Raw genomic sequence first — 12,402 nt, forward strand, 5'->3', positions numbered from 1 at the left:
CTGTAGGATCGGATTCATCCGCGATCAGGGTCGGAATCTGCCCCGAATCGCGGATGAATCCGATCCTACGGGGTGGGGGGGGGTCTAGCCGTAGGAGCGGATTTATCCGCGATTTCCAGGTAGCTGGCTATTGATCGCGGCGGACGCCGCTCCCACAGGCTAGGTTATTAGCCCAAATTAGTTTTTGCGGCCGATGCCCTGGTATTCGAAGCCGAGTTTTTTCATCAGGGCCGGGTCGTACTGGTTTCGGCCATCGAAGATGATCTTTTGCTTAAGGCGCTCGGCCAGGGTGTCGAAATCGGGCTGGCGGTAGGGCTTCCACTCGGTGACCAGGATCAGGGCATCGGCACCGTCCAGGACATCGTATTGGTGCTCGGCCAGTTTCAGCCGGCCGGATTCGAACCACTCGGCCGGCAGCTCGGTCCGGGCCATGTCCATGGCTTCCGGGTCGTGGGCGGTGACGGTGCCGCCGGACTGGATGATGTGGGCCAGCACCTCCTTGGAGGGGGCTTCACGCATGTCGTCGGTGCCGGGCTTGAAGGCCAGGCCCCAGAGAGCGAAGTGATGGCCGGTAAGATCGTTGCCGAAGCGGGCGCTGATCTTTTCACTGAGGCGCTGCTTCTGGGCGGCGTTGCGGCGTTCCACGGCATCCAGGATGGCGGGGTCGAAATCCTGCTCCCGGGCAGTCTGGATCAGGGCCTTGACGTCCTTGGGGAAGCAGGAGCCGCCGTAGCCGCAGCCGGGATAGATGAAGGAATAGCCGATGCGCGGATCGGAGCCGATGCCGTGGCGGACCTGCTCGATGTCCACGTCCAGCTTCTCGGCCAGGCTGGCCATTTCATTCATGAAGGAGATCTTGGTGGCCAGCATGGCGTTGGCGGCGTACTTGGTCATTTCCGCATCACGCCGACCCATATAGAGGACACGGTCGTTCTTGGCGGTGAAGGGGGCGTAGAGTTGACCCATCACGTCCCGGGCCCATTCGCTGTCGGTCCCGATGATCACCCGGTCGGGCTTCATGAAGTCGGCCACCGCCGCGCCTTCCTTGAGGAATTCCGGGTTGGAGATGACTTCGAATTCGATGTTCTCGCCACGCTTTTTCAGGGCATCAAGCACGGTGGCTTCGACCTTCTCGCCGGTACCCACGGGCACGGTGGATTTGTCCACGATGATGGCCGGGCGCTGGATGGTTTCGCCCAGTTGACGGGCCACGGCCATCACGGCGGAGAGATCGGCGGAGCCGTCGGCGGCGGGGTTGGTGCCCACGGCGATGAAGAAGATATCAGCCGTTTCGGCGGCCTCGGCCAGGGAGGTAGTAAAGCGCAGGCGACCTTCTTCGATGTTGCGGGGCAGCATTTCCGGCAGGCTGGCTTCGTAGATGGGGCATTCGCCCTGGCGCATCCGTTCGACCTTCTCGGCATCCAGGTCCACGCAGATCACCTGATTGCCCATTTCGGCAAAGCAGGCTCCGGTAACCAGGCCCACATAGCCCGTGCCGACGACAGCGATCTTCATTCCTGGCCTCTCCCTGATGGCGGTGTTTGGAAAGGGGGGGATTGTACAAGATTGTGGGGCTATTGGCCGTAGGAGCGGATTTATCCGCGATTGGGCGCCGGGGTGTTCAGTCCCGGGGGCGGCAGGTGGTGGCCATGAAGGCGAGCCAGAGGGCGACCAGGGCGGCGGCGCTGCCGAGGGTAACGGGCAGGCTGGTAAAGCCCAGCAGCAGGCCGCCGCCGGCGCCGCCCACGAAGGCGCCCAGGAACTGGGCGCTGGAATACAGGCCCAGGGCCGTGCCGCGCTGGGCTTCGGGCACCACCTGGCTAACCCGGGCGGGCAGATGGGCTTCCATGAAGGTAAAACCGATGAAAAAGACCCAGAGACCGGCCACCACGCCCCAGGCGGTCTGGATGGTAAAGGCCATCAAGGCCAGGCCCACGGCCACCTGGGCCAGGGCCAGCAGCACCATGCCGTGGGCCCGGGTGCCGCGCTCGGCCTTGAGCACCATGGGTACCATACCGGCCACGGCGGCAAGCAGAACCGGGAGATAGATCTGCCAGTGCTGGGAAACGCCCAGCCCGGTGCTGTCACGCAGCAGGCCGGGCAGGATCACGAAGGCTGCGGTGAGCACCAGATGGAGGACAAAAATACCGATGGTCAGACCGGCAAAGCCCGGCTCACGGAACAGGGCCAGACCGAGCCCCGTCCCTTCCGCTTTCGGCTTGACCGGCAGATTGGGCACGGTGAGCAGCAGCCAGGCGATGGCGGCCACGGAGAGCACGGCGGTGAGCAGGAAGATTCCCGGTACGCCGATCACTCCTTCCAGCAGTGGGCCGAGCACCATGGACAGGCCGAAGGCCCCGCCGATGCTGGCCCCGATGATGGCCATGGAGCGGGTGCGCAGATGGGGCGGGGTGACATCGGCCACCAGGGCGGTGATGGCGGCGGCGATGGCCCCGGCCCCCTGCAGGGCGCGGCCGGCGATCACCCCCCAGATGGTGTCGGCGCTGGCGGCCAGCAAGCTGCCCAGGGCAAAGATGATCAGGCCGACCACAATCACCCGGCGGCGGCCAATGCGATCAGAGAGCGCCCCCATGGGGATCTGGAAGAAGGCCTGGGTGACGCCATAGACCCCCAGAGCCAGGCCGATCAGGGCCGGGGTGGCATCGGGCAGGTCTTCGGCCCAGATGGCGAGCACCGGAAAGACCATGAAGATGCCCAGCATGCGCAGGGCAAAAACACCGGACAGGGCACCGACGGCACGCCAGTTGGCTTGCTCGGGGGTGGGTTGTTGATTGCTGGTATTCACGGGGGCGGAAGTTTATCAGAATCGGTGGGGATTTGATTCGCGGCGGACGCCGCTCCTACAGGGGTGGATTGCTGTAGGAGCGGATTTATCCGCGATTGGTGGTTCGGGGTTGTAGGGGGTTTGGTTTTTTGGACACGGAGGGCACGGAGATCACGGAGGGGTGGTTCGGGGGTTACCAGAATTTCAGGCGGTTGCGGGTCCAGTCGGGGGGTTGTTTGCCTCGCCGGGTAAGGTAGAGGGTCAGGCTCATGAGCAGGCCAACGGTAACGGTGACCAGGTTCATGGAGAGGCTGGCCTCGGTCACCAGGGCAAGGGAGAACGCCACCCAGACTGCGGCGAAGGGAATCCCGGGGTGAAAGGCGTTCTTGGTCTGGCCGGGACCGGGACGCATGGCAATGTAGATCAGACCGAGCAGCCACAGTACCAGCGTGGCAAGCCCCAATAACCCACGGGTCGCCAGGGTATCCAGGTATTCGCTATGGGCATGGGAATAGGTTCGGATGGCCTCGGCCGACAAGCCCTGTTCGATCAATGGTTCGGTCAGATGATGGAAACGCCCGGTGCCGTGACCGACCAGAGGATTCTCCCGAAAACCCTGCCAGGCAACACTCCACATTTCCAGACGCTGGGGCATGGAGCCCACCACGTGGGGATAGCGGTAATCTCCCATGCGGGAGGCCAGTGGCACCCATTCCACCCAGCCCCCATCCCGGACCCACCAATCGATACGGGTGCCGGGGCGCAAGGCGGTTTCCAGCTCATAGAGACGGAATTCTCCGTCCACGCGCTGCCACTCCCCGTCGCCCAGGCGAACCCGGGCGCCCTCGCCACGGGCTTCAAGGCGCAGAGGCCGGGGTGCCAATTCCACCTGCACGGAACGATCAAAGGCAGCCCGGGCATTGGCGGTTTCAGCGCTCATGCGAAAGCGGTGACCATACTCGCAATGCTCTGTAGCAGGCCCATCCACTACCACCACGCTAACGGGGCCGGAAAGGGACACCCCATAGCTCCCCAGCCAGGCTCTCAGCAACCGGTCATCATCCTGGCAGCCCATGCGGACTTCACTGCGCGGCGGCATGGCGGCTTCGGTTTCGTAATAGCGCTTTACTTCCTCTACCCCCGCGGAAAATCGCGCGGTCACGCCTTCATGGGCCAGGACCAGGGCCACGACGACCAGCAGGGCCGGCGAGCCCAGAAACAGCACAGCGCCCCGGCGATCACCGAACCAGGCAAACAACACCGCCAGCATGGCAATGCCGCCGGCCAGCCCCAGGATGGCGGCCCGCACGCCGGTAGTCACCACCCCCACCAGGGCCAGCATGGCCCCCACCGCCAGCAACAAGGCAAACAAACGTTGCCCCCGATGCTGCCAGGCCGCGCCCACCAAGGCGGTGAAGATCAGGGCGCTGATGAGGCCGTAGCTCATTACATGGGCATCTCCCTCCACCCGATGGGAGAGCCCTTCACCGGAGAGCCAAACCTCTATCAGGCCACCCAGGCCGATCCCCATGCCGGCGACCGCCAGGGACAGCCAGATCAGGCGGGCCGGCGGGCGGGCCCAAATGAGGGTGATCAGCCAGGGCAGAAAGAACAGTACACGGAAATGGCGGTCCAGGCGGTCCGAGCCGACCTCAGGGAAGCCGCTAATCCCCCAGGACAGTACACCGGCGGCGAGAAAGGCCCAGACCAGCCAAAGCCAGCGATGACCATCGCGGCCGATGAACTGGCGAAAGCCCACACGAAAGCCGAACCAGAGGCCCGGCAAACCGGCCAGCAACAGGGAAAGATTACGGCCGTCGCGCCAGAGCAGTAACAGCAAGGGGGAAACCAGGAGACAGACAATAAAGAAACGCTGAGCATTGCTCAGCGCCGACCACCATTCCCTGGTTTCCTGGATCATTCGACCGTCTCCCGACCTTGGTTCACGAAGCCTGCTTCACCGCATCATCACTTAATCGACCGCGCAGGCTGTTGGGCATGGCTTCGGTGATCACCACATCCACGAATTGGCCAGTCAGGGATTCGGGGCCGTCGAAGTTAACCCAGCGCATGTTTTCGCAACGCCCGGCCATCTGATTGCTGTCTTTCTTGGAGGGGCGTTCCACCAGCACCCGCTGGGTGGTACCCACCATGGACTCGCTGATGGCCCGGGCCTGCTTGTTGACCCGATCCTGGAGCAGGGCCAGGCGACGTTTCTTCTCGTCCAGGCTCACATCATCTTCAAAGCTGGCGGCCGGAGTGCCCGGACGACGGCTGTAGATGAAGGAAAAGCTCTGGTCGAAGCCGATATCGGCAATCAGCTTCATGGTGTCATTAAAGTCTTTCTCGGTTTCGCCGGGGAAACCGATGATGAAATCCGAGGAGATGCTGATATCCGGTCGGGCTTCCCGCAGCTTGCGGATCTTTTGCTTGTATTCCAGCACCATGTGGCCGCGCTTCATGGCCGCCAGTATCCGGTCGGAACCGCTCTGCACCGGCAGGTGCAGATAATTGGCCAGCTCGGGCACGTCCCGGTAGGCCTCGATCAGGTCATCGGTGAATTCCACCGGGTGGGAGGTGGTGAAACGGATTCGTTCAATGCCGTCGATCTGGGCAGCAAAACGGATCAGCAGGCCGAGACTGGCGGTGGCGCCGTCAGCCATGGGGCCCTGGTAGGCGTTGACGTTCTGCCCCAGAAAGGTGATTTCGCGCACGCCCTGCTCGGCCAGCTGGACTGTCTCGGCGATGACATCGTCAAAGGGTCGGGAGATTTCCTCGCCGCGGGTGTAGGGCACCACGCAGAAGGTGCAGTACTTTGAGCAGCCTTCCATGATGGACACGAAGGCGGTGGGGCCTTCGGCACGAGGTTCGGGCAGATTGTCGAACTTCTCGATTTCGGGGAAGGAGACATCCACCACGGGCTGTCGGGTTGCCCGGGCCTCTTCCACCATGGCCGGCAGGCGGTGAACCGTCTGGGGACCGAAGACCATGTCCACGAAACTCGCCCGCTGGGCGATGGCCTCGCCTTCCTGGCTGGCCACGCAGCCGCCCACGCCAATCACCAGATTCTCATTGGCCTGCTTGAGGTCCTTCCAGCGGCCCAGCTGGGAGAAGACCTTTTCCTGGGCCTTTTCCCGCACCGAACAGGTGTTGAGCAGGATGACATCCGCTTCGCGGGGGTCCTGGGTGACGGTCATGCCATGGGCGTCGACGAGCACGTCCACCATCTTGCTGGAGTCGTACTCGTTCATCTGGCATCCGTGGGTCTGGACGAAAAGCTTGCCGGACATGATGACCTACCGCGGTTGGGAAATATGACCCGCTATTTTATCGCACTGGCAGCGGCCCGGGCCAGCGGGCCGCATGGCCGGGACCAGAATGACCACCGAAAGGGGACAGAACGGTGATGGCAGCGGTAGAATACGCCTATCTCAACCCAAACACAGCAACCCTCATGACGCTGAATCACATTTTGGGTGCCATCATCACCCTACTCTCTCCCCTGCCCCTGGTCATGCTGCTGGCCATGGCCGGGCTGGTATTGCTGGTACTGGGGCGGAGACGGCTGGGCGGGGGCCTGGTGCTGAGCGGTGTGTTGTTGCTGGGGCTGTTCAGTAATGAGCCGGTGGCGCGCTTGCTGCTCTCGCCGCTGGAGGACCGTTATCCCCCGCTGGAAAACCTGGCTGAACTGGAAGGGGTTCATTCGGTGGTGGTGCTGGGGTCCTATGCTTCGGATATAGCCAGCCGCCCGGCCACCACCCGGCTGTCGGGGGTGGCCAGCCTGCGACTGATGGAGGGGATTCGCATTCACAAGGCTTTGCCGGACAGTGAACTAGTGCTCACCGGCGGCACGGTGTTTGCGGGCAGCCCCAGCGCCACGGTGATGAGCCGGGCGGCCCTGTCACTGGGGGTTAATCCTCTCCGCCTGCGCACCTTCCCGGGACCGGAGAATACCCGGGAAGAGGCTCGCATTCTGAGTGAATCGCTGGGGGATGCCCCCTTTGTGCTGGTGACATCGGCCTCGCATATGCCCCGGGCCATGGCCCTGTGCGAAAAATTGGGGCTCAATCCCATTCCCGCCCCCACCGTCTGGCGGGCCAGTTCCCGCAGCGATCCGCGCCGCTTCGCTCCCTCCTCCGCCGCCCTGGCCATGACCGAACGGGCCATCCATGAATACCTGGGCCTGGCCTGGTCGAAACTGCAGGGCGATATTGACTGATTCGGAACGCTTCAGTCGCCCACCGGCAAACGAATGCCGACAATCTCCCGGCCAGGCAGTCGCCAATACTCACCCAGATGAAAATCCATTGAGGGATCGACAAAAAGGCGGCGGCCGGAGGCCGGGTAGCAAGTCAACTCGCCCAGGTAGATGCGTCCGGCCACGCAGTACATATCCACGCGCATGAAATCGAAGGGCGCGGCCAGTTGTTGGGCCAGCCGGGCCATGGTCCCAAGTTGCTCCGGTGCAGACAGACGATCAGCCTCAGGTAGATCCCGGGTTTCGTGAACCGGACGCCAATCCATATCAAACTCTTGACGCTGAGACTCGGCGAAACGCCCCAGATGGACCTGGATCAGGCGAATCCGACCGTGGAAAACCAGGAACTTGTAGTCGGGGGCCGGTGTGTTGGCCTCGCCAATGAAGGACTCCACCATGAGGCGGGGCTTTAGTGTCTGATAGGCCCATTCATGGTGAGTGGAATGATAAGGGGGTTCCCGGAACCAGCGACGACATTCCTTCTGGATGCCGGACAGTGTCCATTGTCGGCTGTTTCCCAGCCCTTCGGGCAGCAGAATCACCCGGCCCGATGAATGGGTGGGCTTGATCACGCAGGGCTGCTTGAGACTATCGGCCTGAAGCTGTTCGGCCTTATCCAACACGGCCAGGACCGGGGGCAGATATTGCTCGGCTTGGGCCTGACCCAAGCGCTCAACAATGTAGCCGCGAACCAGCCATTTGTCGGTAACCCGGGGAAATAGCGGATTGCGATCAAACAGTTTTCGCCAGACAATCTTTTCATTATAGGAGCGCGGTCGCAGCAATGACGGTGCATAGCCCAGCTTGCGGCGAAAACGATGACGCTCTACGGGATAGCCCAGCATACGATCCAGCCAGGCCTCCACTCTTCCCCCCAGTAATTTCACTCCCCCCCCTTCGGGCCATATTCTGACCCTATTTCGATCAGCATCCGGAACTGACAAGTATGGGGCGGAAGCGGTACTCTTGCAAAAGAACCCATCCGAGACGGCCACCGGACAGATACATAATGAGTGATAAGCAGGCAGAAGACGCACCCGACAACACCATGCAGGCGGCGCGGGAACCCTTCATGACCTTGATCCGGGAGCTGGTCCGCACTTACCAGGCCTTTGAATCCTACGCCATGCCGGATATTCGCAGTCACGGTTTCAACCCGGCCGAATTCGATGTGCTGGTGACCCTGGGCAATACCAGCGGCATGACCCTGACCGAGCTGGGAGACAGCACCCTGCTGTTCAAGACCACCCTGACCAGCGTGGTGGACCGGCTACAAAAGAAGGGCCTGGTGGAACGCATCCCCTGCGATACCGACCGCCGCCGGACTTACGCCCGGCTCACCGAGGCAGGCGAACACCGCTTTGAGGAGGTTTTCCCGGCCCATATCGCCCATCTGAAAAAGCGGGTGGGCCGTATTCCCAAGCGGGAGCGGGACCGCCTGGTCCGCGCCCTGCGTGAGGTGCGCTCCTACCTGGACGGCTAAGCCCCCACGAATTTTCCAACGCGCTTGATTCGGGCGAATATTGCCCTCAGATAGTACGATATCGTACCATCTATTGAACGCGTTGCGCCGGGAGGCTGACATGAGCCAGGAAAGAAAGGTTGTTCTGAATTACGAGGCGCCGGAAGGCCGTGAGGGAGAAGGTTTTGTGGTCCATCGACCCTTCCCCGGCCCCCGCCTGTCGCTGGTGGATCCGCTGTTGCTGTTTGATGAGATGGGTCCCTCGGATCACGGCCCGGGCGAGGCCATTGGCACCGCGCCCCATCCCCACCGGGGCTTTGAGACCCTGACCTATGTGATCGCCGGGGGCATCGCGCACCGGGATTCCTTTGATAACCAGGGGGTGGTGCATGCCGGCGGTGCCCAGCAGATGACCACCGGGGCGGGCATTGTGCATGAGGAAAAGCCCTCCGATGCCCTGCTGCGGGACGGTGGCCGCATGCATGCCATTCAGATGTGGATCAATCTGCCCCGGGATCAGAAGATGATGGCCCCGGGGTATCGGGATATTCCGGCCGAGCAGATTCCCGAGATAGTCCTGGGCGAAGGGGCCCTGGCTCGACTGGTGTCGGGGGAGATGGCGGGTCAGACCTCGCCGGTGCAGACGGTGGTGCCCACCCGAATTGTGGATCTACATTTGGAAGCCAGTGCCAGTGGCGCGGTGCCCATCCCCGAGGGCTGGAATGCCATGGCCTTTGTGGTGGCCGGCTCGGGCCGGGTGGGGAATAACCAGACCGCCCTGGAGCGGGGGCATTTCGCCCTGTTCGGCAATGACGGGGAGACAGTGCCGGCCAGTGCCGGTGAGGATGGCATGCGGGTGTTGATCGTGAGCGGTCAGCCCTTGTCCGAGCCGGTTTCCCGCTATGGGCCCTTTGTGATGAATGAGCCGGAGGAGATTGAACAGGCCATTCGGGATTTCCAGGCGGGCAAGATGGGCGCCATCAAGCCCCGGGAGATGGCCTGAGGAAATCGCGGATGAATCCGCTCCTACGGCGGAGGGGTTGCCCGCCCTCTATCCGCTAAAAACGGGTGCCGGCCTGGAGGGCGATGCCGAGGGAATCGCCGGTGTCGCCGCTGACGGCGAAATCAAAATGGGCATGGCGGGAATCCAGACCGAAGCCCAGCGAGGCATTGCCCTCATGCAGGACATTCTCGTAGCGATAGCCACCACGCAAGCTCAGCCAACGCATGGGCCGGTATTCCAGCCCTACGGTGGTGTAGCGCTTGGCCGGATCGAAACCGATGGCCTCGGTCTCATTGAAATCCATGTCCACCGAAACGCTCCATCGCCGGGTCTGCCAGGCCAAGCCACCCCGCAGTGCCGGACGCAGGCGCACTTCATTGTCCAGTACGGTCTTGTAATCCCGACTGATGAGGTTGCGAACCATAATGGCGGCGGTCCAGTGCTCGTCCAGTTCATGAATCAAGCCCAGATCCAGGTTGGGGTCGCTGTGGGCCCGGCGGTGTTCATCGAAGTCGAAGTTATCGCTGTCGGCACTATCCACATCCACCCGCCAGTCCACTGTCTCCACATACAATGACTTGACCGTCACCCCCACCATGGTGCGCTCATTGCCGGGGATACGACCGGCCAGACTGACACCGCTGTCCCGGACCATGGCGCCCTGAAGGGCGAACTCGGAGGTGAACTGATCCACCGGCCGGGGGATGACCACATCATCGGGCAATTCCCCGGTTTCCGAGATATCCACCAGAGTATCGATGAAGTTCAGTGTTTCCCGGATCCTCCGGCGGTCGGATTCGGAAACACGTACTTCCATGCCCACCGCCAGGTTCTGGCGAACATGCGCGCCGATGCCCCATTGATCGCCGGGGTAACCGACATTGAGTCCGGCGGAGGCAGCGGCCCGCAGGGGCTTGTCGGAGAGGGATTCATAGTCATCCAGCAGGGCATTGCCGGCATTGGTCACGTCCCGGAAATCCTGGCCGCTGGTGTTCTGATCGTCGATACGCTGTTGCAAATGCTCCAGGGCGCTGTCGAAACGGTCGTTGTTGTTGCTTTCCTGGTATTCATCCAGTGAGTTCAGGAAACTGTCCCGGTCGATCAGGCGAGCACCAAGGAAAAAACGGCCAAAGGGCCGGTCATCCCGGCGGGCCTGGACCCGGGGGTTGCCCGCGAAACGGGCCGGATTGAAATGGCTGGCATTGTAGGGGCGCATGGTCGCCGCCCCGCCGCCCCCCAGGCTCATGGAGCGGGGGTCCAGGGCGGTGAAGGCGTCGGCCGAGACCAGCGCGGGAAACGCAAGCATCAAGGTGCCCAGGCCCAGGCAAATTCCCCAACCCGGGGGTTTGTCAGTCCTTGTCAGGCGGCACATATCCCTCGGGCTTGTCGACGGCTTCCTTGCTGAAGAAAAACTTTTCCATTTCCTCTTCCAGAAATTTCCTGGCCCCGGGCTCGATGGGCGAGAGCCGGTATTCATTGATCAGCATGGTCTGGTGATTCAGCCATTGCTGCCAGGCGGCCTTGGAGACATTTTCATACAGCTTTTTCCCCAGCTCTCCAGGGTAGGGAGGGCGATCCAGGCCTTCGGCTTCGGTCCCCAGCAGGACACAGTGTACCTTGCGGGTCATGAAGAACTCCGTGTTGTGTCGGTGGTAGATGGGTTCTGATTGTAACGGATGATGGCGGGGGTTGTTGTGACTGGGGCTATAGACGGTTTGGTAATCGCGGATGAATCCGCTCCTACGGCGATGGGGTGCACGATCGTAGGAGCGGATTTATCCGCGATTGGGTTTTCGGGTTCTAGTCGGAGCAGGAATGCCCCTCCCACAGCCCTCTCCTCGGTTAGAGCTGTTGGCGGAGTTTTTCCAGGAGCTTGCTGACGGGGGCCGCGAGGCCGACTTTGATGGGTTGGTTGAGGTCGAACCAGGCCTGGTGGTCGCCGTCGGTAACGGCCTGGGGGAGGCGGGGCAAATCAGCCCGCACCGGGTGGATATCCAGCTCGAAATGGGTGAATACGTGGCGCAGCGGGGCCCAGGCCTCGGTGGCCTGGGGGGTACGCTGCAATTGGGCCTGGCACCACTCGCCCGCCTCGACTTCTTCATTCATTTCGGGAAAGGCCCATAGCCCGCCCCAGATACCGCTGGGGGGACGACGCTCCAGCAGTACCTGGCCTTCGGCGACGGTCATGAGCATGCGGCTGCGGCGCCGGGGCTTGGCCTTTTTCGGCTTCTTGCCGGGCCAGCGCTCGGGGGTGCCACTGGCCCGGGCCTGGCAATCGGTTTCCAGGGGACATTGCCCGCAGGCCGGCCGGCTGCGGGTACAAAGGGTAGCCCCGAGATCCATCATGCCCTGGGTGTAGGCCTTGATATCCGTCTCGGGCAGATGGGCCTCGGCCTTGGCCCAGAGTGTCCGAGCCACGGCGGTGCGCCCGGGCCAGCCGTCGATGGTGTGATAGCGGGCCAGAACCCGCTTCACATTGCCATCCAGAATGGGATGACGCTGGCCCCGGGCAAGCGCCAGGATGGCCCCGGCAGTGGAGCGGCCGATGCCCGGCAGGGCCATGACCGCCTCGATATCCTCAGGAAAAACGCCGCCATGCTCGGTCTCGATTTGCACGGCAGCCTTGTGCAGATTGCGGGCACGGGCGTAATAACCCAGCCCGGACCACAGGTGCAGCACCTCGTCGATGGGTGCCGCGGCCAGGTCACTGACGGTGGGAAAACGTTTCATGAAACGTTCGAAGTAGGGAATCACCGTGGTCACCTGGGTCTGCTGCAGCATGATCTCGGAGACCCAGACCCGGTAGGGGCTGGGGTCCTGCTGCCAGGGCAGACGGTGGCGACCGGCCCGGCGATACCAGGCGATGACCCGGGGCGCCAGCTGGCTCATGACCG

The 12,402-nt window shown here is 62.7% G+C and carries 11 protein-coding genes; 3 read left to right on the forward strand and 8 right to left on the reverse strand.

Features of this window, described 5'->3' with window-relative positions; translation table 11 throughout:
* Positions 1 to 177 precede the first annotated feature (177 nt).
* From J2T60_RS09500 to miaB, 4 genes are all read right to left on the reverse strand, one after another.
* Positions 178 to 1,515 carry a UDP-glucose dehydrogenase family protein gene (locus tag J2T60_RS09500; protein ID WP_253448978.1) on the reverse strand — a complete coding sequence of 446 codons (1,338 nt, stop codon included), beginning with the start codon at positions 1,513 to 1,515 and terminating at the stop codon, positions 178 to 180.
* Positions 1,516 to 1,621: 106 nt separating this feature from the next.
* On the reverse strand, positions 1,622 to 2,806 hold the full coding sequence (locus tag J2T60_RS09505) for an MFS transporter (protein WP_253448981.1): 1,185 nt from the start codon (positions 2,804 to 2,806) through the stop codon (positions 1,622 to 1,624).
* Positions 2,807 to 2,978: 172 nt separating this feature from the next.
* Positions 2,979 to 4,706, reverse strand: coding sequence for an O-antigen ligase family protein (locus J2T60_RS09510; protein ID WP_253448983.1), 1,728 nt, complete (start codon positions 4,704 to 4,706; stop codon positions 2,979 to 2,981).
* Between the two features lie 22 nt (positions 4,707 to 4,728).
* The gene (gene miaB / locus J2T60_RS09515) at positions 4,729 to 6,075 is read right to left on the reverse strand and encodes a tRNA (N6-isopentenyl adenosine(37)-C2)-methylthiotransferase MiaB (RefSeq protein WP_253448986.1); all 1,347 of its coding nucleotides are present in this window, start codon (positions 6,073 to 6,075) and stop codon (positions 4,729 to 4,731) included.
* Between the two features lie 116 nt (positions 6,076 to 6,191).
* Between miaB and J2T60_RS09520 the strand changes: the two genes are divergently transcribed.
* Positions 6,192 to 7,004, forward strand: coding sequence for an ElyC/SanA/YdcF family protein (locus J2T60_RS09520; protein ID WP_253448989.1), 813 nt, complete (start codon positions 6,192 to 6,194; stop codon positions 7,002 to 7,004).
* 11 nt (positions 7,005 to 7,015) lie between these two features.
* Here the strand turns inward: J2T60_RS09520 and J2T60_RS09525 are convergent, their stop codons facing one another.
* Positions 7,016 to 7,930, reverse strand: coding sequence for an ATP-grasp fold amidoligase family protein (locus tag J2T60_RS09525; protein ID WP_253449005.1), 915 nt, complete (start codon positions 7,928 to 7,930; stop codon positions 7,016 to 7,018).
* A 122-nt stretch (positions 7,931 to 8,052) separates the two neighbouring features.
* Between J2T60_RS09525 and J2T60_RS09530 the strand changes: the two genes are divergently transcribed.
* Both J2T60_RS09530 and J2T60_RS09535 read left to right on the forward strand, forming a co-directional pair.
* On the forward strand, positions 8,053 to 8,526 hold the full coding sequence (locus J2T60_RS09530) for a MarR family winged helix-turn-helix transcriptional regulator (RefSeq protein ID WP_253449008.1): 474 nt from the start codon (positions 8,053 to 8,055) through the stop codon (positions 8,524 to 8,526).
* Between the two features lie 100 nt (positions 8,527 to 8,626).
* On the forward strand, positions 8,627 to 9,508 hold the full coding sequence (locus J2T60_RS09535; RefSeq protein WP_253449011.1) for a pirin family protein: 882 nt from the start codon (positions 8,627 to 8,629) through the stop codon (positions 9,506 to 9,508).
* A 55-nt stretch (positions 9,509 to 9,563) separates the two neighbouring features.
* Here the strand turns inward: J2T60_RS09535 and traF are convergent, their stop codons facing one another.
* The 3 genes from traF to mutY form a co-directional block, all read right to left on the reverse strand.
* A complete protein-coding gene (gene traF, locus J2T60_RS09540) occupies positions 9,564 to 10,814 on the reverse strand; it encodes a conjugal transfer protein TraF (protein WP_253449014.1) in 1,251 nt (416 codons plus the stop codon).
* A gap of 43 nt (positions 10,815 to 10,857) precedes the next feature.
* Positions 10,858 to 11,136, reverse strand: a complete 279-nt coding sequence (locus J2T60_RS09545; RefSeq protein ID WP_253449017.1) for an oxidative damage protection protein — start codon at positions 11,134 to 11,136, stop codon at positions 10,858 to 10,860.
* A gap of 214 nt (positions 11,137 to 11,350) precedes the next feature.
* Positions 11,351 to 12,397, reverse strand: a complete 1,047-nt coding sequence (gene mutY, locus J2T60_RS09550; RefSeq protein ID WP_253449020.1) for an A/G-specific adenine glycosylase — start codon at positions 12,395 to 12,397, stop codon at positions 11,351 to 11,353.
* Positions 12,398 to 12,402 lie beyond the last annotated feature (5 nt).

The organism is Natronospira proteinivora, from assembly GCF_024170465.1.
Classification (GTDB): domain Bacteria; phylum Pseudomonadota; class Gammaproteobacteria; order Natronospirales; family Natronospiraceae; genus Natronospira; species Natronospira proteinivora.

What these genes read in the sequence shown, in the direction of transcription:
- J2T60_RS09500 (WP_253448978.1), bottom strand. Translation starts at nt 1,515, where the DNA reads ATGAAGATCGCTGTCGTCGGCACGGGCTATGTGGGCCTGGTTACCGGA.
- J2T60_RS09510 (WP_253448983.1), bottom strand. Translation starts at nt 4,706, where the DNA reads ATGATCCAGGAAACCAGGGAATGGTGGTCGGCGCTGAGCAATGCTCAG.
- miaB (WP_253448986.1), bottom strand. Translation starts at nt 6,075, where the DNA reads ATGTCCGGCAAGCTTTTCGTCCAGACCCACGGATGCCAGATGAACGAG.
- J2T60_RS09520 (WP_253448989.1), top strand. Translation starts at nt 6,192, where the DNA reads ATGGCAGCGGTAGAATACGCCTATCTCAACCCAAACACAGCAACCCTC.
- J2T60_RS09530 (WP_253449008.1), top strand. Translation starts at nt 8,053, where the DNA reads ATGAGTGATAAGCAGGCAGAAGACGCACCCGACAACACCATGCAGGCG.
- J2T60_RS09535 (WP_253449011.1), top strand. Translation starts at nt 8,627, where the DNA reads ATGAGCCAGGAAAGAAAGGTTGTTCTGAATTACGAGGCGCCGGAAGGC.
- traF (WP_253449014.1), bottom strand. Translation starts at nt 10,814, where the DNA reads ATGCTTGCGTTTCCCGCGCTGGTCTCGGCCGACGCCTTCACCGCCCTG.
- J2T60_RS09545 (WP_253449017.1), bottom strand. Translation starts at nt 11,136, where the DNA reads ATGACCCGCAAGGTACACTGTGTCCTGCTGGGGACCGAAGCCGAAGGC.
- mutY (WP_253449020.1), bottom strand. Translation starts at nt 12,397, where the DNA reads ATGAGCCAGCTGGCGCCCCGGGTCATCGCCTGGTATCGCCGGGCCGGT.